At 53.3% G+C, this 21,663-nt stretch carries 17 protein-coding genes; 10 read left to right on the top strand and 7 right to left on the bottom strand.

The genetic code is table 11. The features are described 5' to 3' along the window. Positions 1–111 precede the first annotated feature (111 nt). The 6 genes from ACSSVF_RS05470 to ACSSVF_RS05445 all read left to right on the top strand — a co-directional run bounded on the left by ACSSVF_RS05470 (position 112) and on the right by ACSSVF_RS05445 (position 3,809). The gene (locus ACSSVF_RS05470) at positions 112–348 is read left to right on the top strand and encodes a hypothetical protein (protein ID WP_492405948.1); all 237 of its coding nucleotides are present in this window, start codon (positions 112–114) and stop codon (positions 346–348) included. 43 nt (positions 349–391) lie between these two features. Continuing rightward, complete coding sequence (locus ACSSVF_RS05465) at positions 392–1,174, top strand: MbnB/TglH/ChrH family RiPP precursor modification enzyme (protein WP_492405947.1); 783 nt, start codon at positions 392–394, stop codon at positions 1,172–1,174. After that, positions 1,147–1,431 (top strand): HvfC/BufC family peptide modification chaperone, encoded by a 285-nt coding sequence (locus ACSSVF_RS05460; protein WP_492405946.1) that lies wholly within the window; start codon positions 1,147–1,149, stop codon positions 1,429–1,431. The genes ACSSVF_RS05465 and ACSSVF_RS05460 overlap by 28 nt, the downstream gene beginning before the upstream one ends. After that, entirely contained in the window at positions 1,382–1,837 is a 456-nt protein-coding gene (locus tag ACSSVF_RS05455; protein ID WP_492405945.1) for a DoxX family protein, read from the top strand. Before ACSSVF_RS05460 ends, ACSSVF_RS05455 begins: the two co-directional genes overlap by 50 nt. A gap of 2 nt (positions 1,838–1,839) precedes the next feature. Beyond that, on the top strand, positions 1,840–3,123 hold the full coding sequence (gene msrA / locus ACSSVF_RS05450) for a peptide-methionine (S)-S-oxide reductase MsrA (RefSeq protein ID WP_492405944.1): 1,284 nt from the start codon (positions 1,840–1,842) through the stop codon (positions 3,121–3,123). Between the two features lie 89 nt (positions 3,124–3,212). Further along, positions 3,213–3,809 (top strand): nucleotidyltransferase family protein, encoded by a 597-nt coding sequence (locus tag ACSSVF_RS05445; protein WP_492405943.1) that lies wholly within the window; start codon positions 3,213–3,215, stop codon positions 3,807–3,809. A 19-nt stretch (positions 3,810–3,828) separates the two neighbouring features. Here ACSSVF_RS05445 and ACSSVF_RS05440 read toward each other — a convergent pair whose 3' ends face one another. From ACSSVF_RS05440 to ACSSVF_RS05430, 3 genes are read right to left on the bottom strand one after another with little or no spacing between them, the layout of a single operon-like run. Continuing rightward, positions 3,829–4,824, bottom strand: coding sequence for an XdhC family protein (locus tag ACSSVF_RS05440; RefSeq protein WP_492405942.1), 996 nt, complete (start codon positions 4,822–4,824; stop codon positions 3,829–3,831). A 5-nt stretch (positions 4,825–4,829) separates the two neighbouring features. Next, positions 4,830–6,992 (bottom strand): xanthine dehydrogenase family protein molybdopterin-binding subunit, encoded by a 2,163-nt coding sequence (locus ACSSVF_RS05435; protein ID WP_492405941.1) that lies wholly within the window; start codon positions 6,990–6,992, stop codon positions 4,830–4,832. A 13-nt stretch (positions 6,993–7,005) separates the two neighbouring features. Beyond that, positions 7,006–7,461: a (2Fe-2S)-binding protein gene (locus ACSSVF_RS05430; protein WP_379032793.1), complete on the bottom strand. Its 456-nt coding sequence runs from the start codon at positions 7,459–7,461 to the stop codon at positions 7,006–7,008. 418 nt (positions 7,462–7,879) lie between these two features. On the opposite strand from ACSSVF_RS05430, the gene chrA reads away from it, so the two are divergent. Next, entirely contained in the window at positions 7,880–9,232 is a 1,353-nt protein-coding gene (gene chrA / locus ACSSVF_RS05425; RefSeq protein ID WP_492405940.1) for a chromate efflux transporter, read from the top strand. A gap of 112 nt (positions 9,233–9,344) precedes the next feature. Here chrA and ACSSVF_RS05420 read toward each other — a convergent pair whose 3' ends face one another. The 4 genes from ACSSVF_RS05420 to ACSSVF_RS05405 form a co-directional block, all read right to left on the bottom strand. Further along, positions 9,345–9,764: a DUF6691 family protein gene (locus tag ACSSVF_RS05420; protein WP_492405939.1), complete on the bottom strand. Its 420-nt coding sequence runs from the start codon at positions 9,762–9,764 to the stop codon at positions 9,345–9,347. A 35-nt stretch (positions 9,765–9,799) separates the two neighbouring features. Next, positions 9,800–10,222, bottom strand: coding sequence for a YeeE/YedE family protein (locus tag ACSSVF_RS05415; protein WP_492405938.1), 423 nt, complete (start codon positions 10,220–10,222; stop codon positions 9,800–9,802). Between the two features lie 53 nt (positions 10,223–10,275). Beyond that, positions 10,276–10,497 carry a hypothetical protein gene (locus ACSSVF_RS05410; protein WP_492405937.1) on the bottom strand — a complete coding sequence of 74 codons (222 nt, stop codon included), beginning with the start codon at positions 10,495–10,497 and terminating at the stop codon, positions 10,276–10,278. Positions 10,498–10,716: 219 nt separating this feature from the next. After that, the gene (locus ACSSVF_RS05405) at positions 10,717–12,300 is read right to left on the bottom strand and encodes a Na+/H+ antiporter (RefSeq protein WP_492405936.1); all 1,584 of its coding nucleotides are present in this window, start codon (positions 12,298–12,300) and stop codon (positions 10,717–10,719) included. A 329-nt stretch (positions 12,301–12,629) separates the two neighbouring features. Between ACSSVF_RS05405 and ACSSVF_RS05400 the strand changes: the two genes are divergently transcribed. The 3 genes from ACSSVF_RS05400 (at position 12,630) to ACSSVF_RS05390 (ending at position 21,569) form a co-directional block, all read left to right on the top strand. After that, positions 12,630–18,575 (top strand): alpha-2-macroglobulin family protein, encoded by a 5,946-nt coding sequence (locus ACSSVF_RS05400; protein WP_492405935.1) that lies wholly within the window; start codon positions 12,630–12,632, stop codon positions 18,573–18,575. Then, complete coding sequence (gene pbpC, locus ACSSVF_RS05395; protein ID WP_492405934.1) at positions 18,572–20,761, top strand: penicillin-binding protein 1C; 2,190 nt, start codon at positions 18,572–18,574, stop codon at positions 20,759–20,761. Before ACSSVF_RS05400 ends, pbpC begins: the two co-directional genes overlap by 4 nt. A gap of 565 nt (positions 20,762–21,326) precedes the next feature. Continuing rightward, entirely contained in the window at positions 21,327–21,569 is a 243-nt protein-coding gene (locus ACSSVF_RS05390; protein WP_492405933.1) for a hypothetical protein, read from the top strand. Positions 21,570–21,663: the final 94 nt, after the last annotated feature.

The raw sequence follows: 21,663 nt of genomic DNA, 5'->3' as shown, positions 1-21,663 counted from the left end.
TTATCAACGAGTGTAACCATAATCTGCCCAGCCACGTATTAGCAAGAGAACATTGTGAATATTGCACTGCAACATGCACGATGCATCTCAACCTAAACAGGAGTTTTCAAAATGAATATCAAACAATTAGCTGCACTTGCCACCACGATCATTGCCACCAGCGCTTTTGCCGGCAGCCCTCCAGAAAAGAAATGTAGCGCCGGCACCTGTAGCAAAAAAGAAATCTCTTCCGAGAAAAAAGACGCATCCTGCTCTAAAAAAGAAGCCGCCGGTGAGCAAAAAGAGGCTTCTTGTTCCAAAAAAGAAGCGTCTTGCAGTAAAAAAGAAGCGTCTTGCTCTAAAAAATAAGCGCGACTTTAGAAATAAGAAACCAGGAATAAGGAAGATAGCCATGGCAGGACTGGGTTACCGCGCTGAAATGAATGAGTGGGAGGTATCGGCGATTGATGCCGATTTCTTCGAAGTCGCGCCTGAAAACTGGGTACGACGTGACAGAGCGCCCCTCTACCAACTCATAGACGCAGGTCGTCCGGTCCGGCTGCATGGTGTTTCTTTAAACCTGGGCGGCACAGCCCCCATCCAGCATACGTTTCTCAATAGCGTGCGTGAACTGATGCATGACCTGCAGGCTGAATACTACTCGGATCACCTGGCCGCTAGCGGCGACGCACATCAGTTGTATGACCTGTTCCCGATTCCGTTTACTGATCGTGAAGTGATTCGCATCAGTGACCGTATCAAACAAGTGCAGGATGTATTGGGTACCAGGATGGCGGTAGAAAATACGACTTACTATACCAACATCGGCGACATGGGCGAGGCGGAGTTCCTGATGCGTGTGGTTGAACGGGCTGACTGCCATATTTTGCTTGATATCAACAATATCGCGGTCAATCACAAGAACCACCAGCTTAGCGAATTACAGCAGTTTTTAGCCGAGGTAGACATGCAACGCGTGACTTATATGCACGTGGCTGGCCACGAGTTTGATGAGCGCTTCGGGCTGTATATTGATACGCATAGCCAGCCCGTTGAAACTGAAACGCGCGAAGCCGCACTGGCACTGCACCAGCAATATGACATCCCCATCCTGCTGGAATGGGACAACGATATTCCTTCACTCGCCACCATCAATCAACAACTATCATGCCTGAAGACTTCTATCTCTATATAAGAGGCGTGACTGAGGTCATTCCACCCGGCTACACCGAATCCGGCATGCGCGCTTACCGGCACCTGGTGTACCTGGGGGCGAGCCAGATGGTTGAAGCGCATTTTCCGGCTGTCCGTGAGCAGCTGGGGGAGACTGAATGGAAAGCATTAATACAGGCATTCGTACGCCAGTCTGCCTGGACATCACATTATTATGGAGACCTTAAAAATGAATTCCTTACATTCCTGGCACGCGAAACTGATAGCGAGCATTCATGACCTCGGCCTCCTAGCCTTAAGGCTGTGGGCGGGGCAGGAATTCTTGCTGGCCGGCTATACCAAACTCAGCGGCGGCATTCATGCGCCGGAGTGGTTCAGCGGCCTGTCCTTTCCTTTTCCGTTAGGTTTACTAGGCCCAGACCTGAACTGGGTGATGGCAGGCACAGGTGAAATCGTGTTTGGCTTTGCCATATTGATAGGTTTTTATAGCCGGTTGGCAGCGCTGGGTTTGTTATTTATCACCTTTGTCGCCATCTACACCGTGCATTTTGATTTAGGCTGGGCTGGCTGGAACCAGATAGACACCGACGCCGGCCTGGGGTTTAAAGTACCGCTCATGCTGGCATTGATGTTGTTCACCATTTTGACGCAAGGTAGCGGGCGCTACAGTGTGAAGGAGTCATGATCATGAAACTGATACAAGGGTTGAAAAACGTATTGTTGCTGTGCCTGTTTGCCTGTTTTTCCATCACGGCAGGCGCAGACACTCTACCTACCACAGACACGGTGGTCTTAGGCATGGGCTGCTTCTGGGGCGCCGAAAAACGCATGGGAGAAATCCCTGGTGTGATCAAAACGGAAGTCGGTTATGCGGGTGGCAGCAGTGCATCGCCTACCTACGAATCGGTCTCCAAAGAAGGTCATTCTAATAAACCCGCCACCCATGCGGAGGCGCTGAAAGTCACTTACGACAGCCGTGTGACCACACTGGATAAAGTGCTGGCGGCGTTCTGGCAGAATCATAACCCTACTCAGGGCAACCGTCAGGGTAATGATGTGGGCTCTAATTACCGCAGTGCGATTTTTTACAGCTCAACCGGCCAGCAAAAAGTGGCGCTGCAAACCCGGGATATTTACCAGCAGGCCTTAAGCAAAGCCGGGTTAGGCAACATCACCACCGAGATCACGCCACTGAAAGCGTTTTACCCGGCGGAAAGCTACCACCAGCAATACCTGAAAAAGAACCCGAATGGCTATTGCGGACTGGGCGGCACTGGCGTGGTTTTTCCCGGCAATACACTCACTGTGCCGATTGCCGCTGCACCGCTGGATGGCAAGAAATTGGCCACGCAACAACTGGTGGTATTCGAGTCTGAAGTATGCAACTTTTGCAAAGCATTTGAAAAAGACGTCATGAACCAGTGGAAATCCGATGTCAGTATCGCCAAAACCTATGCGACTCAAGCACCGGCTGGCTGGGCTCTGAAGGAAAATTTATGGGCAACGCCCACCATCGTCCTGTTTGAAAACGGCAAAGAGGCTGCGCGCTACACTGGCTACGATGGTAACAAACAGCGTTTCTGGCGCTGGCTGGGTGTGCAAACATTGAGTCCTGAGCAGCGGAAAATCGCCTTTGAGAAAGGCACAGAGCTGCCATTCACTGGCTCCAATCTGGATAACCATGCTGCTGGTTATTATGTTGACCCGGTATCGGGTGAGCGACTATTTCGTAGTGACAAAAAATTCAATAGCGGCACCGGCTGGCCCAGCTTCTTCGACCCGCTGCCCGGCGCATTGGTGTTGAAAGAAGACACCAGTCATGGCGCACGCCGTACCGAAGTGTTAAGCGCCAGTTCAGGCATTCATTTAGGTCATGTGTTTGATGACGGCCCGCCGCCGACAGGCAAACGCTATTGCATCAATAGTGCAGTTTTGAAGTTTGTTCCTGATAAAAAGAATAAGACGATTTAGCACTTGAGCGAGCCCATGAAATAATCAAATCGTTTAAAGTCACACGACATGATTAATAATATGGCCTTATTTAATTTTCAAGGATGTTTGTGGCAGATACCGCGCAGCAATCGCTAATTGTCGGCATTTTACTGGCAGGTGGATTTTCACGCCGTTTTGGCCAGCAGGATAAGCTGTTGCATCCATTGGAAAATGGCTTATCTGTGGCCGAAGCTGCCGGTCTAGCATTGATAAACGCTTTACCCAATGCAGTGGCTGTCGTGCGTCAGGAGAATGTTGCCTTGCAGAACACCTTAGCCACCCAGGATTATCGTGTCACACCCTGTCAGGCAGATGCGATTGAAATGTCAGATAGCCTGAAGCTGGGCGTACGGGCTGCCCAAGCCGCTTTTCCTAACGCCACCGGCTTTGTGATTGCGCTGGCGGATATGCCTTTTATCCAGCCAGATACTATCCGCAAAATCGCGGATCAATTAAAGTTTTCTGCCATCGTGCAACCGACGATCAATGGGCAACGAGGGCATCCGGTCGGCTTTGCCAGCCGGTTTGCGCAGCCATTGCTTGCGGTGAGTGGTGACCAGGGCGCACGCGAAGTGTTGCGCGCCCATCAGCATGAAGTGTATTTGCTGGCCTGTGATGATCAGGGCATTGTGCAGGATATTGATACCCCGCAGGATTTGCCTTGATGCATGCACTTGCCTGCAATCAGGCGACGGCGCGGGCTTTACCTGTTTGAGATAGTGTTTGGGAAAGGCCAACCTGTTGCACTTGCGAACGTTCCTGTATCAGCTCGGCCAATATGGATACCGCAATTTCAGCAGGCGTACGACTGCCTATCCTAAGCCCGACCGGCCCATGCAGCCGGTTGACTTCCTGCTCGCTTAAATCAAAACTACGCAAACGCTGCTTACGCTTTTCCTGGTTTTTCACTGCCCCCAGGGCACCAATATAAAACGCCTGGGATTTCAATGCTTCCAGCAAGGCCATATCATCCAGTTTCGGGTCATGCGTGACGGCGACAATGGCGGTATGCGGGTCAGGCGCGATCTCCAGCACTACATCATCCGGCATGCCAGGCAACCAGTCAGCGCCTTCTACATGCCACTCGGCGCGCATTTCTTCACGCGGGTCACAGATCATGACATGAAAATCCAGCGCCTGTGCCATGGCGGCCAATACTGAGCCTAACTGGTTGGCGCCAATAATGAGCAAGCGCCATTGCGGCCCGAAATAGCTGTGGAACCAGTCGGCTTCCAGGTAAGGCTGGCCTTCAGGCAATACATAGTGATGACGCACTTCACCGCTGCTTAAATGCACCGAGCGTTTCAGCAAACGCCGTTGTGACAGGCTTTCCAGCATGGGCACCAATTGCGACTCATGGCTGAGGGGTTCGCAAAAAATCCTGAGCTGCCCGCCACAGGGGATACCAAACCGTTGGGCTTCTGCCTGGTTGACGCCATATTCCAGGATCGCCGGTTGCTCGGGCAATTCGTGATGTTTGGCTCTATCAGCCAGGTCATCCTCGATACACCCGCCAGATACGGATCCTACCAGGTGCCCGTCTTCACGCACCACCAGGATAGCGCCCGGCAGCCGGGGCGCGGAGCCCCAGGTCTGGATGACAGTAAACAAATGCGCGCGATAACCTTGTTGCAGCCAGTCGCTGGCGCGCTGCAAGACTTCGTGATCAGAAGATTGCATGCGCGTTAAGCCAGCTGGTCACCAATCGGCAGGCGGCGTATGCGTTTACCGGTGGCGGCAAACACGGCGTTAGCCACCGCAGGTGCCAGAGGCGGCACGCCCGGCTCACCTACACCGCCCATTTTTTCGTTACTTTGCACAATATGCACTTCCACTTTAGGCATATCTTTCATGCGCAACACCTGGTAATCATGGAAATTGGATTGCACCACTTGCCCGTCTTTAAAACTGATCTCACTGGTCAGCGCCGCGCCTAGTGCATAAGCTACGGAAGACTCCATTTGTGCCTGCACGCCATCCGGATTCACTGCCAGGCCGCAATCAATAGCGACGACGACGCGATGGACTTTGACTTCGCCTTCTTTCACTGATACTTCGGCGACCTGTGCCACATAACTGCCAAAGGATTCATGCACGGCGATGCCGCGAAACACTCCGGCAGGCAATGGCTTGCCCCAGCTGGCTTTATCCGCTGCCAGGTTAAGTGCCGCCAGATGACGTGGGTGATCTTTCAGTAACTGGCGCCTGTAGGCCAGCGGATCCTGCTTGGCAGCATGCGCCAGTTCATCTATCAGGCTTTCCATCACAAAGCCGGAGTGGCTATGCCCGACCGAACGCCACCACAAAACCGGAATATCACTTTGCACCGAATGCAGGTGCACCTGGTGATTGGCGGTGCCCTTCACATAAGGCGAATCTGCCACACCCTCTACCGAAGTCGCATCAATGCCATCCTTGATCATGACACTCTCAAACGGCGTGCCTTTGATGATGGATTGGCCGACCAGCGTGTGCTGCCATGCCAGTGGTTTGCCCTGTTTATCGAGCGCGATACTGGCGCGGTGTACAAACATCGGGCGGTAAAAACCACCTTTCACATCATCCTCACGGCTCCACACGGTTTTCACCGGCAAGCCTGCCGCCTTGGCGACTTCCACCGCTTCGGATACAAAATCTGCGCGCGGATTGGCGCGACGGCCAAAGCCACCGCCCAGAAACTGGGTATGAATATTCACTTGTTCAGGTTTCAATCCCAGGATTTTCGCAGCTGCCGCCTGGTCTGTGGTTTGCATCTGGGTACCTGTCCAGATATCGCAACCTTTGTCAGTGATTTTCACCGCGCAATTCAAAGGTTCCATAGGCGCATGCGACAAGAAGGGCAATACGTACTCGGCATTCAAGGTGTGTGTGGCCTGTTTACCGGCACTGGCAATATCGCCCGCTTTCGCGGCCTGTATCCCCGGCTTTTGCGCCAATGCCTGATACTGTTTTAATAGCTGTGCAGTATCCGGTTTGTCATGGCTGGCTATATCCCATTCCAGTTTCAAGGCTTCGCGGCCTTGTTTGGCGGCCCAGTAATGTTCGGCAATCACGGCAGCACCGGTCGGCACTTTGACGACTTTGATCACACCCGGTATCTTGCGTGTAGCCGTATCGTCATACGATTTAAGTTTTGTGCCAAACACCGGCGCGCGCGCCACCATGGCGATCTTCAAGCCATCAAATTGCACATCCTGGCCAAACTTGGCGACGCCGTTAATTTTGTCGGCACTGTCCAGGCGTTTAGTCGGTTTGCCGATAAACTTCCATTGTTCCGGTTTTTTCAGTGTGACATTTTTCGGTGTTTCCAGCGTGCTCGCGGTTTCTACCAGTTGCCCATAACTCAGTTTTTTGGTGCCATTGATCACATACCCATTTTCAGCACGCAAGCCTTCAACCGGCACTTTCCACTGTTTGGCAGCGGCTTGTAATAGTAAAGCACGCGTCAATGCGCCCGCCTGTCGATAGCGCTCGAATTCAGACCAGGTGGTCGATGAACCGCCGGTGATCTGGATGCCATATGCAGTATGGACATAGGCCGGTGCTGCCGGTGCATGCTCAACCTTGATCTTGCTCCAGTCGGCATCCAGTTCATCGGCAATCAGCATGGACAAAGTGGTCCAGATACCCTGCCCCATTTCACTATGCGCCAGCAATACCGTGATACTGTCATCCGCACCTATCTTGAGGAATGCATTCGGAGGCGGCAGCTTGAGCGCTTCAGCAGCATTGGCCACCGCCATAAAGCGTTTCGCCTGCGGGATCGTAAATGCCACCACCAGGCCACCAGCGACCAGTGCAGTGGTTTTAATAAAGCTACGACGGGAAAGATTCATCAATTCATTCATGGTCTCTCTCTCCTTAAGCCAGTTTTTCAGCAGCTTGGTGAATCGCTACGCGTATGCGCTGATAAGTCCCGCAACGGCAGATATTGCCGCTCATGGCAGCATCGATATCGGCATCGCTAGGTTTGGGGTTTTGCCTGAGTAAGGAGGTGGCCGACATGATCTGGCCGGACTGGCAGTAACCGCACTGCACGACATCGATCTGCTGCCAGGCGGCCTGCACTGCCTGGCCGACTTTGTCGTCCTGCATGGCTTCAATGGTAGTGATTTTCTTACCTGCAGCCGCACTCACCGGCGTCACGCAGGAGCGGATAGCTTGCCCATCGAGATGCACAGTACAGGCGCCGCACATAGCCATGCCACAGCCAAATTTGGTACCGGTCAATCCGGCGATATCGCGAATCGCCCATAAAATGGGCATATCATCGCTGACATTCAGTTCTGTTTCTTTGCCATTGATATTGAGTTTCATGTGGTAAGGGTTCCTTTATGACAGACGTTCAGGTCAGTGTGCGAAACCCTGCGGATGGGGCCTCATCTTTATGAAACCATCCTAACATACATGGTTGTATGTATGAATAGATTCAGCCAGACAAATCTGAAAAATTTAGTGCGGCTAAGGCATGTGATTGATCTGTGATGTGTGAGGCCTTGTGAATACAACGCTGGCAGGGCGTTGGCTTTACGTTGACTCATTAGGCGGTGCCGGGTGAATATGAAGCTTTCGTGACATAGCGCCGCTTGCAATATAGCCTGCACATGGATTGTTGTCACAAACCAATCGATAGTATAATTTTTACAGAATGGGGATTTCGCAGCCTCCCCGCATCAAGACGACCTTCGTCCAAGGACTGCTCTCACTCTTGGGACACCCCACGACACGAGCGCTTATGGATACGACAGATAACAACACTCTCACCCCTCCCGCCAGGATTTCTTTCACACAGGCTCTGTTGTACTGGCTAAAGCTTGGCTTGATCAGTTTTGGTGGCCCGGCTGGGCAGATTGCCATCATGCATCACGATCTGGTCGAGAAAAAGCGCTGGATCTCTGAAAAACGGTTTTTGCATGCGCTGAATTACTGCATGTTGTTACCTGGCCCTGAAGCGCAACAACTGGCAACTTATATCGGCTGGTTGATGCACAGGACTTGGGGTGGCATTTTTGCCGGCGCGCTGTTTGTGCTGCCTGCATTTTTCATTCTGATTGGGCTGGCCTGGGTTTATATGGCTTACGGCACAGTGCCTGCGGTTGCCGGTGTTTTTTACGGCATCAAGCCCGCGGTCGTCGCGATTGTATTACTCGCCGCCTACCGTATTGGCATGAGAACACTCAAAAATAAAATGCTCTGGTCGATTGCCGCATTGGCATTTATCGCCATTTTCTTGCTCAAGCTGCCTTTTCCACTCATTGTGCTGGTTGCCGGCGTGATTGGGCATATTGGTGGGCGCCTGGCTCCCAGGGCATTCCAGACAGGTGCGCATGCTGTGGTTGATCACTACGCTGGCAAAGCATTGATAGACGATGATACCCCACCGCCAGAACACGCGCGATTCACTTGGGAAAAGCTCTGGCACATAGGGTTGACCGGCCTGGCCATTTGGCTTGCAGCGATGCTGGCGTTAACTACCTGCTACGGATGGAACGCTACCTACAGTCAAATGGGCTGGTTCTTTACCAAGGCTGCGCTGATGACATTTGGCGGCGCCTATGCGGTATTACCTTATGTTTTTCAAGGGGCTGTGGAACATTACCAATGGTTAAGCACTACGCAAATGATAGACGGCTTGGCATTGGGTGAAACAACGCCAGGCCCTTTGATTATGGTGGTTACTTTTGTCGGTTTTGTTGGTGGTTGGATCACGCATAGTTTAGGCGCCGATGCCGTGTTTGCTTCTGCGCTTGTGGCCGCATCTATCGTGACATTCTTTACCTTCTTACCCAGTTTTGTATTTATTTTCATGGGCGCACCTTTTATCGAAACGACGCACGGTAATATAAAATTCACTGCACCTCTCAGTGCCATCACTGCCGCCATTGTGGGCGTGATTGTTAACCTGGCATTATTTTTTGCCTACCATGTGTTCTGGCAGCAAACGCCGGGAGAAATAGACTGGGTTGCTGCTGGCCTGGCATTGCTGGCTGCGCTGGCATTATTTCGCTTCAGGCTCAATGTCATTGCCGTCATTGTCATCAGTGGCGGGTTGGGAATGCTGTTCAGGTTAATGGTTGCCCCAGGTTAAAACGTCAGTAGATAGCGTGTTATACGATCTTCATTTGACGCACTACTTGTTTGATGACGTCCCTTCAATCCTGCAATCTACTTTCCAACGTCACCACGAGTAGCGCGCTTGCTTAGAGCCAGCCCTGCCGTTCTGCTAGCGTGTACAGCCCCATCCCGACCAGCATACTGGCGACAAATATCCACACGCCACTGCCGCCGATCAATACCGAAGCCACTGCCGGGCCGGGGCAAAAACCAGCCAGGCCCCAGCCGATGCCAAACAAGACCGCACCGATGACGAGCGGCCGGTCAATGCCGGTCGTTTTTGGCAAATCGATAGACAAACCCAACACGCTCCAGGTGCGCTGCCTGGCCTCGCGAAAAGCAAAGAAGCCAACGGCGATGGCGCCTATCATGACAAAGGCCAATGAAGGATCCCAGTCGCCGGTGATATCCAGAAATGCCAGCACCTTAGCCGGGTTGGTCATGCCGCCTATGATCAGGCCCAATCCAAAAATCAGCCCGGCCAGCAATGCAATCAAGTTCACCATGTTGTGCGCCCTTTTAAAATAAGTGTGTGTGGTGTTCACGCTTGTAATAAATGGCGGGTGACCCACACCACCAGCATGGCAACCAGCATAAAGGTCATCGTAGCCACCAGCGAACGTAGCGACAGCCGTGATAGGCCGCAGACGCCGTGACCGCTGGTACAACCGGAGCCCAGGCGCGTGCCAAAACCAACCAGCAGGCCCGCCACAATTAAAACTGGCAAATCGGCTTCGATCTGCATGGCCGGCAGCGGTGTGAATAATTGATACATCAATGGCGAGATCAGCAGGCCGATAACAAACGCCAGCCGCCATGCCTTATCACTGGCATTTCCCGACCAGAGCTGCCCGACAATCCCACTGATGCCTGCCACTTTGCCCAGCCAGCGGATTAACAGCAGCGTGGAAAAGCCTATCAGGAATCCACCGATCAGGGATTGCCAGGGGGTAAAGTTGGTCATAGCGAAGGTTCTTGGTTAATAGGGATTCATTTTTTATATGCCGGGACGAAACATCAATCTTCTTCGTCTGTCGTTTCCAGATTTCGGCGTGGCAGGTTTTGATTGCATTCAAAACCTACTTTTTCCATGGCAATCCGGAATTCGCAACTGGCTAAATGCCCTTCCAGGCGACCATTGATTTTGGTGGTTTCCTGTTTGCAAAATGCGCAACGATAGCGATGCGCCTGGCCCTCAAAATGCTCTTGTGGATAGTCGATATAAAAAAGTTTTTTCATCACTGTCCCTCAACATGGCTTATGGTCACTCTATCCTACGCCGGGTTTTGCTTGCCGACAACACACAAAAAAATGTTTTTGTCACGCAGATTTATGCATCCCAGCCAACGCCCTTATTTTAATCACCCCTAAATTACCCCATAAAATCAAGTAATTACAGCATCCACCCACAGCACATCCCAAAAGTTATCCACAAAAAATGTGGATTCACGCCATGCATCAACCGCGGGTGTGCAAAGCAGCGATTTCCTGGATATCCAGGTCGCGTTCCATCATATGCAATAACTCATCATGGATCTGGCCGGAGCGATGCAGCCTGAGCAGCTCTTCGCGTCCAGCGGCCACCGCCGCCAGCACCACATCGAAATGCGCTTTGCGTACATCGGCAGGCAAGGCATGTGCATCTTTCAAGGTGTGGGATAAATTGGCACGGTAGCCATATTGTTCCAGCAAGCGCGGATGTATCACTTCACCCGCGTCATCGTGCGCCAGTTGCTTGACGACCTCAAACTGCACGGCTTCCAGTTTGGCCCAGGTTTGGGGCTCGTTAAGGTAGACCTGCTCATGCGCCACGTGCTTGATGTTGAGCGCGCGAATCAACCAGCCCATGCTGGTACCCTGCACCAGCACGGTGACCAGGATAACGGCAAACGCGCAGAGCAACATCAGGTCGCGCCCCGGCACTTGCGCCGGCACAGCCAATGCCGCCGCCAGCGTGACTACGCCGCGCATGCCCGCCCAGCTTTTAATAAAGGATTCGCGCCAGTTGGTCTGCAAATGCGTCTTTTGCGGATGATGTTTAAACAGTTTGGCGATGGCGTCCACCGCAAAAATCCACACGAAACGCGTGGCAATCACGGCGACCAGCACCAACAACACTTCGACACTGTAAGCCGCCCATGATTTTTCAGCATGCTCAATCCGCTCCCACACGCCGCGCAGGGATAAACCAATCAGGATAAACACCAGTGATTCCAGTATGAATATCATGATCTCCCAGAAGGCACTGCCGCGCCTGCGGGCGGTGGCGGTCATGATTTCATGCTGGAACCAACCCAGTATCATGCCGTAAGTCACGGTGGCAATCACGCCGGATACGCCCAGGTGCTCGCCGACCACATAACAGATCCAGCCGGGTAATGCCGCAGCCAGGATCACCAATGCGGTATCCTGCAAATAGCCCAGCACTTTGTACACCAGATAGCCAAAAGCCGCACCCAGCAATACGCCGCCTACACTTAAGAGCGCGAAATCACCTAGGGCAGACTGCATGGAAAACACCCCGGTCAGTGCCACAGCAATCGAAAACTTGTACAGCACTAAGCCCGTCGCATCATTGAGCAGGCTCTCTCCTTCCAGCAATACCATCAATTTGCGCGGCAACGCGACCCGCTGCAATACGGCCTTGGCCGCAATCGCATCCGGTGGTGACACAATCGCCCCCAGCGCAAAACATACCGCCCATGGCAAGCTTGGGTTCCAAGCATGCAAGGCAAGACCCACCACCAGCGTCGTGAACAGCACTGCGCCTATCGCCAATAACAGGATGCCTGTCAGGTGGCGGCGGAATTCGTGCCAGACGGTGAAATAGGCGCCATCCATGAGCAAGGGCGGCAAAAATACGACCAGCACCAGCGCAGGATCAATCTCGAATGAAGGTAAGCCGGGTAAAAAAGCGATCATCGCCCCACCGACCAGTTGTGCCACGGCGGGTGGTAAGCGGAGTTTTTTGGCGACCAGTTCCAGGCCGATAATGGCAACTAGAAACAAGAGAATCAGGTTGAAATAGAATTCGTTGGTCATAATATTTTTTAATGTATAAAACGGCAGTGATCACAACAGCATCATATAGATATTACGATTAATCACAGGATTTTATATTGTGCTTGGCTCATCAAGCTAACGGAGCTTGAAACAGGTGTTTCACAGCGCATACTCTGCGCCTGCTAAACGCTAACGTCAAAATGACAGTTGCTTAAGAATATCCAGAGGATATGGCAAGAGTCGCCAAAGCTGGTTACACTTAAACCATCCTGCATATGGCGCCTATGACTGTTCGCACCATGTCGCAAAAACCAAACGGGCAGCAGATAAAATACCGCCGGCCTGACATAAAAAGTAAGAGGATATTCATGAGCGCGTTGAAGATTGTGTTGTTAAGCATGCTGTTGCTAGCCAATAATGCGGATGCCGCACCCGCGCCTGCAAACACTTCCGTCACCGTACAATCTTTCTCCCCGCAAGGTGAAGTCAAAGCGATTCGCCAAGTAAGCGCCCGCTTTTCTGAAGCCATGGTGGCATTTGGCGACCCCAGGCTGGAATCTCCTTTTGATATTAGCTGCCCGGCCGCTGGCAGCGGACATTGGGCAGATGGCCGCAACTGGATTTATGATTTTGACAGTGACCTGCCAGCCGGGCTGAAATGTACTTTCACGCCTAAACCTACCCTCAAAAGCCTGAATGGCGTGGTGATCGAGCAACGCGCATTCAGTTTCACGACCGGTGGCCCGGCGATACAGATTGCCCACCCTTATGAAGGCAATGAGGCTATCGATGAAGAACAGGTATTTCTGCTGGGGCTGGATGCGCCGGTCAGCATCGATTCAGTGAAAAAATATGCCGCCTGCAGTATCAAAGGCGTGGGTGACCGTATTCCTTTGATGATTATCGAAGGCAGCCAACGCGACAAGATCCTGGCTGAACAGGCTTCGCGCGCCAGTAATTTTTTTCAGGTGCTGACTAAAAACGCGCGCGTGGGCATTGTGGAAGTCAAAGATAATCGCCTGAAAAACGCGAACATTATCGTCGCCCAATGCGACCGCAAGTTACCGGCAGGCAGTGAAGTGACTTTGTGGTGGAACAAAGGCATCGCCTCCACGTCAGGCATAGCCACTTCGCAGAACCAATCCCTGCAATTCCGTGTGCGCGAGGCATTCAAGGTGAGCGTGAATTGCACACGCACCAACCCGAAAGCAGGCTGTGTGCCGGTGCTGCCCATCACTGTGCAGTTTACCGCGCCAGTGGCACGTGACCTGGCCAGCAAATTATTGCTGAAGACTGCCGATGGCAAGCAGATAGCACCCGTGATTGCCAAAAGTGACAACGGAAACACGGTAGAGTCTGTATCTTTCAGCGGACCATTTACAGAAAAAAGTGTGGTCAGCCTGTCACTGCCTTCCGGCTTTGAAGATGACGCGAATCGTTCGCCTATCAATATGGCTGCCTTTCCGCTGAAACTCAATATCGATGAAGACCCGCCGCTGATCAAGTTCCCTTCCCGTTTTGGTATTCTGGAGCAACATGCCCAGCCTGCCCTGCCCGTGAGTGTGCGCAATGTAGAAGCGACGCTGACGGGTGTGCAACTGCAGTCGGGTGCCTCAGCGACTAGTAACGGCGTGGTGGGCAGGCTGGCACTGGACGACGATGCGACGCTGGCAGAATGGTTTTTCCGGGTGACCAAGCATCCTGACAACCAGCTGGATAGACAGTTTGAGAAACAGCACAAACGCTACCCGCGCGAAGGTGAAATCCCGTTGCTGATGGGTGAGACGAAGAATGTTGGGTTCAAAACCAGCCCATTGCAATTGCCGCGTGCTCACGGCGACAAAACGTTTGAACTGATAGGCGTTCCGCTGAAAAAACCCGGCTTTTACGTGGTTGAATTCGCCAGTGACCGCCTCGGTGCGACCTTGCATGGCGAACATAAACCCTATTATGTTTCTTCCAGCGCGTTGGTCACCAATATGGCGGTGCACCTGAAAAAAGGCCGTGAATCGTCACTGGTATGGGTGACGCGGCTGGATAATGCGCAACCGGTTAACAATGCCACCGTGCGCCTGTCCACTTGTGAAGGCCGCACGCTGTGGGAAGGCAAAACCGATAGCAAAGGCATGGCACATATTGAAGAAGAATTTTCTGAGGGCTATTACAACCAGTGCTATGGATTGCTGGCAACTGCACGCAAGGATGACGACATGTCGTTTGTGTTTTCATCCTGGGATGACGGCATCAGCCCGTGGCAATTCAATCTGGGTGGCGGCTCAAGCAGCACACCGCTGATTGCACACACGGTGTTTGACCGCCCGCTTTTCCGCGCGGGCGAAAAAGTCTCTATGAAGCATTTTATCCGCGTGCGCACCGGCAAAGGCTTCAACCTGGCCGAGCAGCAGCCAGATACCATCAGCATCGTGCATGAAGGCAGTGGCGAGAAATACGATGTCGACGTAGCCTGGTCTAACGCGGCTGGTGTATCCACCTGGGAGATTCCGAAAGAAGCCAAACTGGGGACGTACTCGGTATCGATGATGGCCGGGCAGTATATGCTGTCGTCCGGCTCTTTCCGCGTGGAGCAATACCGGGTGCCGTTAATGAAAGCAGTTTTAAAAGCGCCAACGCAACCGTTGGTGAACGGCAACCAGCTGGCTATCGATGCACAACTGAATTACCTGGCGGGCGGCGCTGCCGCTGGCGCACCGGTGAAATTCCGTAGCCGTCTGGTGCGCTATCCCCTGCAATACAGCCAGTTTGAAGATTTCAGTTTTGGCGGACGCATTCCCAAAGAAGGCATTGAAGCCGTACAACCTTATTCCTACGATCCGGAGATGGAAGAAGGCGCAGACATTGATGCCACGGACACGACGGCCAGCGCCAAAAACTATCCGGCCAAGACAGTGAATATGTCGCTGGATGGCAATGGCGGCGCCAGGATAACCTTCGACAAATTACCCAAAGTGCAGGAATCACATGCGCTGGAAGTGGAGATGGAATATACCGACCCCAACGGGCAGATTTTAAATGCGGCCACGCAGGCAATGATCCTGCCTTCAGCGCTGTCACTGGGCATGAAAATAGAAGGCTTTTTTGCCACCAAAGAACGGCTGGCATTCAAGGTGCTGGCACTGGATGCTGCGGGCAAGCCGTGGGCAGATCGCAAAATATACATAGAGGCGTATACGCGAAAAACCTACGCCTACCGCAAACGTATGCTGGGCGGGTTTTATGCCTATGAGCAAACCGCTGAGGTGAAGCATGCAGGTACTATTTGCAATGGCAGCACAGATAAACGCGGCATGTTGATTTGTGATGGTGCCGCGCCGGAATCCGGCGAAATCATATTGGTGGCCACTGCCAAAGATACCCAGGGCAACGTCGCCGTCGCCAGCAGTGAAGTGTATGTTGCGGACGACAACGCCTGGTTTGATGCTTCACAAAGCGATCGCATCGATTTACGGGCCGACAAACGTGCTTATGAACCAGGTGAAACCGCACGCTTTGAAGTACGCATGCCTTTCCGCAAGGCAACCGCCCTGGTGACGGTCGAACGCGAAGGCATACTGGATTCATTCGTAGTACCCATCAGCGCCAGTTCGCCATTTGTCAAAGTACCGATTGCCAGCCACTATGGCCCCAATGCTTACGTCTCTGTGATGGTGGTGCGCGGCCGTATAGACCCTGAAGTGACAGGTCAGTTTTCATGGCTCAAACGTATGGTATACCGCGTCGGGATCTTCCTTGGCCTGGTCAAGAAAATGCCGGTGGAAATTGATACCCGGCCAACGGCGCTGGTGGACCTGACCAAGCCGGCTTTCAAGCTGGGCATGACGCAAATTCGTGTCGGCTGGCAGGCGTATAGCCTCAAAGTGAAAGTAGAGCCTGACCGCCAGGCCTATCATGTGCGCGACAAGGCACGCATAAAACTCACGGTCACAGACCCGGCTGGCAAACCGGCGGCCAACGCTGAAGTCGCATTGGCAGCTGTCGATGAAGGCCTGCTGCAACTGGCAAAACCGCAATCATGGAACTTGCTGGAAGCGATGATGGAACGCCGCCCGATTGAAGTACGTACTTCGACCGCGCAATCACAAGTCATAGGCAAACGCCACTTTGGCAAAAAAGCCGTTGCACCAGGCGGCGGTGGCGGCCAAGGGGCGAATGCACGTGAACTGTTTGATACCTTGCTGTTGTGGAAACCCAGCCTGAAACTGGATGCGCGTGGCCAGGCAGTGGTGGATGTGCCATTGAATGACTCTTTGACTTCTTTCCGTATTGCGGCCATTGCCCATGCCGGCGCCATGCGTTTCGGCACGGCATCGACGCTGATCCGTAGCGGGCAGGAAGTGATGCTGTTCTCAGGGTTGCCGCCGTTTGTGCGGGAGGGCGACCATTTCAATGCCATGGTCACGGTACGCAATGGCGCTGAGCGGCCATTGACGCTGGATGTTTCAGTGACGGATGGTGTCAGCCAAACGCCGCATACACAACGAGTGACTTTGAAACAAGGCTTGGGTGCTACCTTATCTTTCCCTGCTGCCGTGCCACTCAATGTCGATCAGCTCAACTGGGCGATTAGCGCTAAAGAAGTCGTTTCTGGCAAGCAACAAAAACCGGCGCAGGATAACCTGAAAATATCGCAGCAAGTCGGTGCCGCTTATCCGGTAAGGGTTTACCAGCAGACCTTACAGCAGTTAAATTCAGGCCAGCAGAATACAGAAGCGCAACCGGATGCGCCGTGGACTTTCTCAGTACAGCAACCGGCAGGCGCGATTGCCGGACGCGGTGGCGTGGATATTCAACTGACGCGCTCATTGGCAGGCAACCAGGATGCACTACGCGAATGGATGAGCCGGTACCCGTATGTGTGCCTGGAGCAACGTGCTTCGGTCGCTATCACGCTGGAAAATGAAGATGGCTGGAACCGGGTGATGAACAGCCTGCCTGCGCACCTGGACCAGGATGGCCTGGCCAGGTACTTCGCCATCGACTGGTTGCAGGGCGATGACACGCTGACCAGTTACCTGCTGCGTATCGCCGATGAAGCACAGTACACCATCCCGGAAGGGCCGCGCGAACGTATGTTGAAAGGCCTGGAAGACTTTGTCGCCGGACGCATACACCGTTATGGCAGCCTGCAGTCGGCTGATCTGACGCTGCGTAAACTGGCAGCGATTGATGCCCTGGCCAGATATGAACGGGCGCGCCCGGCCATGCTGGATTCACTGGAGATCAGCCCTAACCTGTGGCCTAGCTCAGGGGTGATCGACTGGATATCGGTATTGCAACGCTTACCGGAAATAGCCGGGCACGATGAGAAGCTGAAACAGGCACGCCAGATCCTGCAATCACGACTGATGTTCTCCGGCACCAGCATGAGTTTCTCCACCGAAAAGCAGGATTACCTGTGGTGGCTGATGGTGTCGCCTGACCTCAATGCAGTACGGGCATTGCGCCTGCTGGCGGAAGACCAGGACATGGAGGCAGCAGATATTGGTCGCCTCGCGCGTGGTGCCCTTGCACGTCAGGTGAATGGCCATTGGAGCACGACAGTCGCCAATGCCTGGGGCGCAACTGCGCTGCGTTACTTCCAGACCCATTTTGAGAAGACGCCCGTCGCAGGCACTACCCAGGTCAAATTGGGTGAGCAATCACAATCGCTCAACTGGGCGGATGCCAAAACAGCCGCGCAACAGGACCCGCGCCATACTGACCCCACCAAGGGCACCCCCATGGGTGCAGGGTTGGCCACGCATTTCGCATGGCCAAAAACCTCCACCCCACTCTCCATCCAGCATCTGGGTGCTGGCAAACCCTGGGCATTTGTCACCTCCAAAGCCGCTTTGCCGCTAGATAAACCTTTATTCGCTGGCTATAAACTCAAGCGCACAGTCACAGCCATAGAGCAGAAAACCAGTGGCCAATGGCAGCGTGGCGATACCTACCGTGTGCAACTGGAAATCGACGCGCAAAGCGATATGACCTGGGTGGTGGTGAATGACCCGGTGCCGGCAGGGGCAACTATTTTAGGCAGTGGCCTGGGTGGTGATTCCAGCCAGCTATCAGCGGGTGAAAAGAAAGCAGGCTGGCAGCGCCCGGCGTTTGAAGAGCGCGCGTTTGATGGCTTCCGTGCTTATTATGCCTACGTGCCTAAAGGCAAATTCAGTATTGAATATACCGTTAGACTGAATAATGCTGGCCGTTTCGCCATGCCGGCCAGTCATGTGGAAGCCATGTATGCACCGGAAATATTTGCCGAAATCCCTGTGGCTGCGATAGAGGTCAAAACGGAGACACAGGCCAGGTGACGCGCAAGAAAACGCTACTGGCAGCACTGACGCTTACAGTCATTGTTGCCAGTGGCTGGGTGTTCTTCACGCCCACGCCCACTTTTGAGCAAGCCAAAGCTGCGACCTACAGTTCAGAAGCTGTGCTACTTGACCGCGATGGCCAGGTCTTGCAACGCCTGCGCCTGGATAAGCACCGCCGCATGCTGGAATGGATCCCGTTACAGGAAATATCGCCAACGCTACAACAAGCAGTGCTGGTGGCTGAAGATAAACGTTTTTACAGTCATGCAGGTATTGATTTACTGGCGGCGGGTTCTGCGTTGATAGATAACCTGCATCGCACGCGTGCCAGGGGCGCCAGTACCGTCACCATGCAGCTGGCAAAGCTGTTAATTGAGCCTGGCGAAAGCAAAGGGCAACATAGCTGGGCAGCAAAACTCAGGCAGATACGCATGGCGCTGGCGCTTGAACTACGCTGGAGCAAACCGCAAATACTCGAAGCCTACCTTAACCGCGTCACTTTCCGCGGGGAGCTGGTCGGGATTGATGCCGCCGCCCGAGGCCTGCTGGCAAAAGGCCCCAATGGCTTGGATAACATTGACGCCGCTATCCTGGCATCGCTGATCAAGTCACCGGGCGCTGCCCGTAGCCGGCTGGCCAGACGTGCCTGCGCCACCTTACAGGCCATGCCAGCCAGCGTGAATATTCCCGCAAAAAAGCAACCTTGCCTGGAGGTAACATTGCGCACCGCGCTATTACCTTCGCGTCCATCCCCCATCCCCGGCATCGACGACGCGCCGCATCTTGCGCGACACTTGCTGAGCAAAAATGGCCAACGCCTGCAAAGTAGCGTCGATGCCAGTTTGCAGCGTTTTGCACGCAATACCTTGCGCACCCATCTGGCGCAATTGAAAGACCAGAATGTAGAAGACGGCGCTGTCGTCGTCCTGGATAACCATAGCGGTGAAGTGCTCGCCTATGTCGGTTCCAGTGGCGATCTGTCTGGCGCGGCTGAAGTCGATGGCGTTACTGCCTCACGCCAGCCTGGCTCTACCCTGAAACCATTTTTGTATGGCCTGGCCATTGATCAGGGCTGGCTGAATGCAAGCTCGGTACTGGATGATTCACCGCTGGCGCTGACCACCCCTTCCGGCCTTTATATTCCCCAGGATTACGACAGGCACTTCCAGGGCGCGGTGAGCGTACGCACCGCCTTGGCTGCATCGCTCAATGTGCCCGCCATCCGTACTCTCACGCTGGTCGGGGTAGACCCGTTTCTGGCAACACTGAGAGCCTTAGGATTAAGCAGCCTGACGCGAGATGCCGAGCACTATGGCTTTGGCCTGGCACTCGGTGGCGCAGAAAGCACCTTGCTGCAACTGACCAATGCCTATCGCGCACTGGCGAATGGCGGAAAATGGCAGGCCACCACCTTTGCCCCCGCTGCCACACCTGTAACAATGACAGCGGATAACAAGCAGGTTTTCAGCCCGCAAGCCAGTTTTATTATAGGCGATATCCTCTCCGACCCCGGCGCACGAACCAACACCTTTGGCCTTTCCAGCCCACTCTCCACCCGCACCTGGGCAGCGGTGAAAACCGGCACCAGCAAGGCCATGCGTGATAACTGGGCAATAGGGTACACAGACCGTTACACAGTTGGCGTATGGGTAGGTAATTTTTCCGGCGCACCCATGTGGGATGTGTCGGGCATTACCGGCGCTGCGCCGGTCTGGCGCGACATCATTGAATACCTGCACCAATCCAGGCACAGCCAGCAACCCGCCGCGCCAGCGGGGCTGCTGCATCAGCAAGTGCGCTACCAACCGGCCATAGAATCGCCAAGAAAAGACTGGGTAATCCAACATAACCAGGCGACGCGGACACTTACCAATCAAACCATTTTGATCAATGTCACCCCGGCATCCGCTATGCTGATTGCGCCGCCGGATTCAGCGATTATTGCGCCGGATCCTGATATTCCACAGCAGCGGCAAGCGCTGCTATTGCAATCGGGAGGCAGTGGGAAATCCTGCCTGCTCCTGGATGATCGCCCCGTGGCGGTATGCGGAAAAACCAAAGTCTTGGTGCCACTGCCGTTACCGGGGAGACATAGGCTGACGCTGATGGATACACAGGGGAAACTACTTGATACCCATACATTTGAGGTACGCGGGCTGAATTTACCGATGAAAGCAAATTAAAGGTTCTGAGCAAACAGTTCATAATTCCAGACTTTAAAAACTGATCCCTTAATACAGGATTCACTTAGTCAGAGGAATGCTACGATTTGCTACTTCGTTATTTCGGCGACGGCCGGAATCCAGGCAGAGTTCATGTTTAGCTTGATCACAGTCGAAGAGCAAATGTTGCACTACCGTGATGTTCTAATCGTTATTTCTTTGGATGGTTCGGTGCTCTATTTCACCCTTCCTTTTTGCCCCTAGGCGAGTGACTTTTCTTTGCTTGCACAAAGAAAATGTAACCAAAAGAAATGCTGCAAGAGAGCAGAGAAATCGATTGATCAGCCAACCAAAGAAATACCGATTAGAACATCACAAAAGGTGCAGCACTCACTCTTTATTGTATCCAGGTGATGCATGAACTCCGTCTGGATTCTGGCCGCCGCCAGAAGGACGACCTTTTTCAGCATGCTATGCGACCCCTTACCCACATCGTTTTCATAAACAATAGAATCTTTTAGATGCACCATGACAAGAACCATTCTGTACAATGCCTTATCAAACGAGTAGTTAGCAAGGAGCATGCATGTTTAAACTGAAAAAATGGTTATGGACACACTGGCAAAAGTTGTTAGGCACTGACCGCGCCTATGCCAGATATCTGGCGCATTTCAACCGTTACCAGACGCAGGCTGTTGATGACGAATTGCAACAGTCATTGCATCTCAAGCCGATGAGCAGGGAAGCATTTGAGCAGGCCTGGCAGAAAAAGACGCTTAAGCCATCCGGTAAGTCCTGTGGTTGCAGTTCGGGCGGTTGTTGCTCATAACTCGTTAGATGAGATTGTTAGTTAGTCAAAAGCCGCATCACTGTGCGGCTTTTGTATTTTGGCTGGAGCACCGTTGTCTATTCACACGTTTGTC

It is taken from the genome of Methylophilus sp. E2MeOHC9 (genome assembly GCF_058744375.1).
This window is presented reverse-complemented; position numbering and strand designations above follow the sequence as displayed.

Excerpts from the sequence above, each read along its gene's own strand:
- ACSSVF_RS05470 (WP_492405948.1), top strand. The coding sequence starts at position 112 with ATGAATATCAAACAATTAGCTGCACTTGCCACCACGATCATTGCCACC.
- ACSSVF_RS05465 (WP_492405947.1), top strand. The coding sequence starts at position 392 with ATGGCAGGACTGGGTTACCGCGCTGAAATGAATGAGTGGGAGGTATCG.
- ACSSVF_RS05460 (WP_492405946.1), top strand. The coding sequence starts at position 1,147 with ATGCCTGAAGACTTCTATCTCTATATAAGAGGCGTGACTGAGGTCATT.
- ACSSVF_RS05455 (WP_492405945.1), top strand. The coding sequence starts at position 1,382 with ATGAATTCCTTACATTCCTGGCACGCGAAACTGATAGCGAGCATTCAT.
- msrA (WP_492405944.1), top strand. The coding sequence starts at position 1,840 with ATGAAACTGATACAAGGGTTGAAAAACGTATTGTTGCTGTGCCTGTTT.
- ACSSVF_RS05440 (WP_492405942.1), bottom strand. The coding sequence starts at position 4,824 with ATGCAATCTTCTGATCACGAAGTCTTGCAGCGCGCCAGCGACTGGCTG.
- ACSSVF_RS05435 (WP_492405941.1), bottom strand. The coding sequence starts at position 6,992 with ATGAATGAATTGATGAATCTTTCCCGTCGTAGCTTTATTAAAACCACT.
- ACSSVF_RS05430 (WP_379032793.1), bottom strand. The coding sequence starts at position 7,461 with ATGAAACTCAATATCAATGGCAAAGAAACAGAACTGAATGTCAGCGAT.
- chrA (WP_492405940.1), top strand. The coding sequence starts at position 7,880 with ATGGATACGACAGATAACAACACTCTCACCCCTCCCGCCAGGATTTCT.
- ACSSVF_RS05420 (WP_492405939.1), bottom strand. The coding sequence starts at position 9,764 with ATGGTGAACTTGATTGCATTGCTGGCCGGGCTGATTTTTGGATTGGGC.
- ACSSVF_RS05415 (WP_492405938.1), bottom strand. The coding sequence starts at position 10,222 with ATGACCAACTTTACCCCCTGGCAATCCCTGATCGGTGGATTCCTGATA.
- ACSSVF_RS05410 (WP_492405937.1), bottom strand. The coding sequence starts at position 10,497 with ATGAAAAAACTTTTTTATATCGACTATCCACAAGAGCATTTTGAGGGC.
- ACSSVF_RS05405 (WP_492405936.1), bottom strand. The coding sequence starts at position 12,300 with ATGACCAACGAATTCTATTTCAACCTGATTCTCTTGTTTCTAGTTGCC.
- ACSSVF_RS05400 (WP_492405935.1), top strand. The coding sequence starts at position 12,630 with ATGAGCGCGTTGAAGATTGTGTTGTTAAGCATGCTGTTGCTAGCCAAT.
- ACSSVF_RS05390 (WP_492405933.1), top strand. The coding sequence starts at position 21,327 with ATGTTTAAACTGAAAAAATGGTTATGGACACACTGGCAAAAGTTGTTA.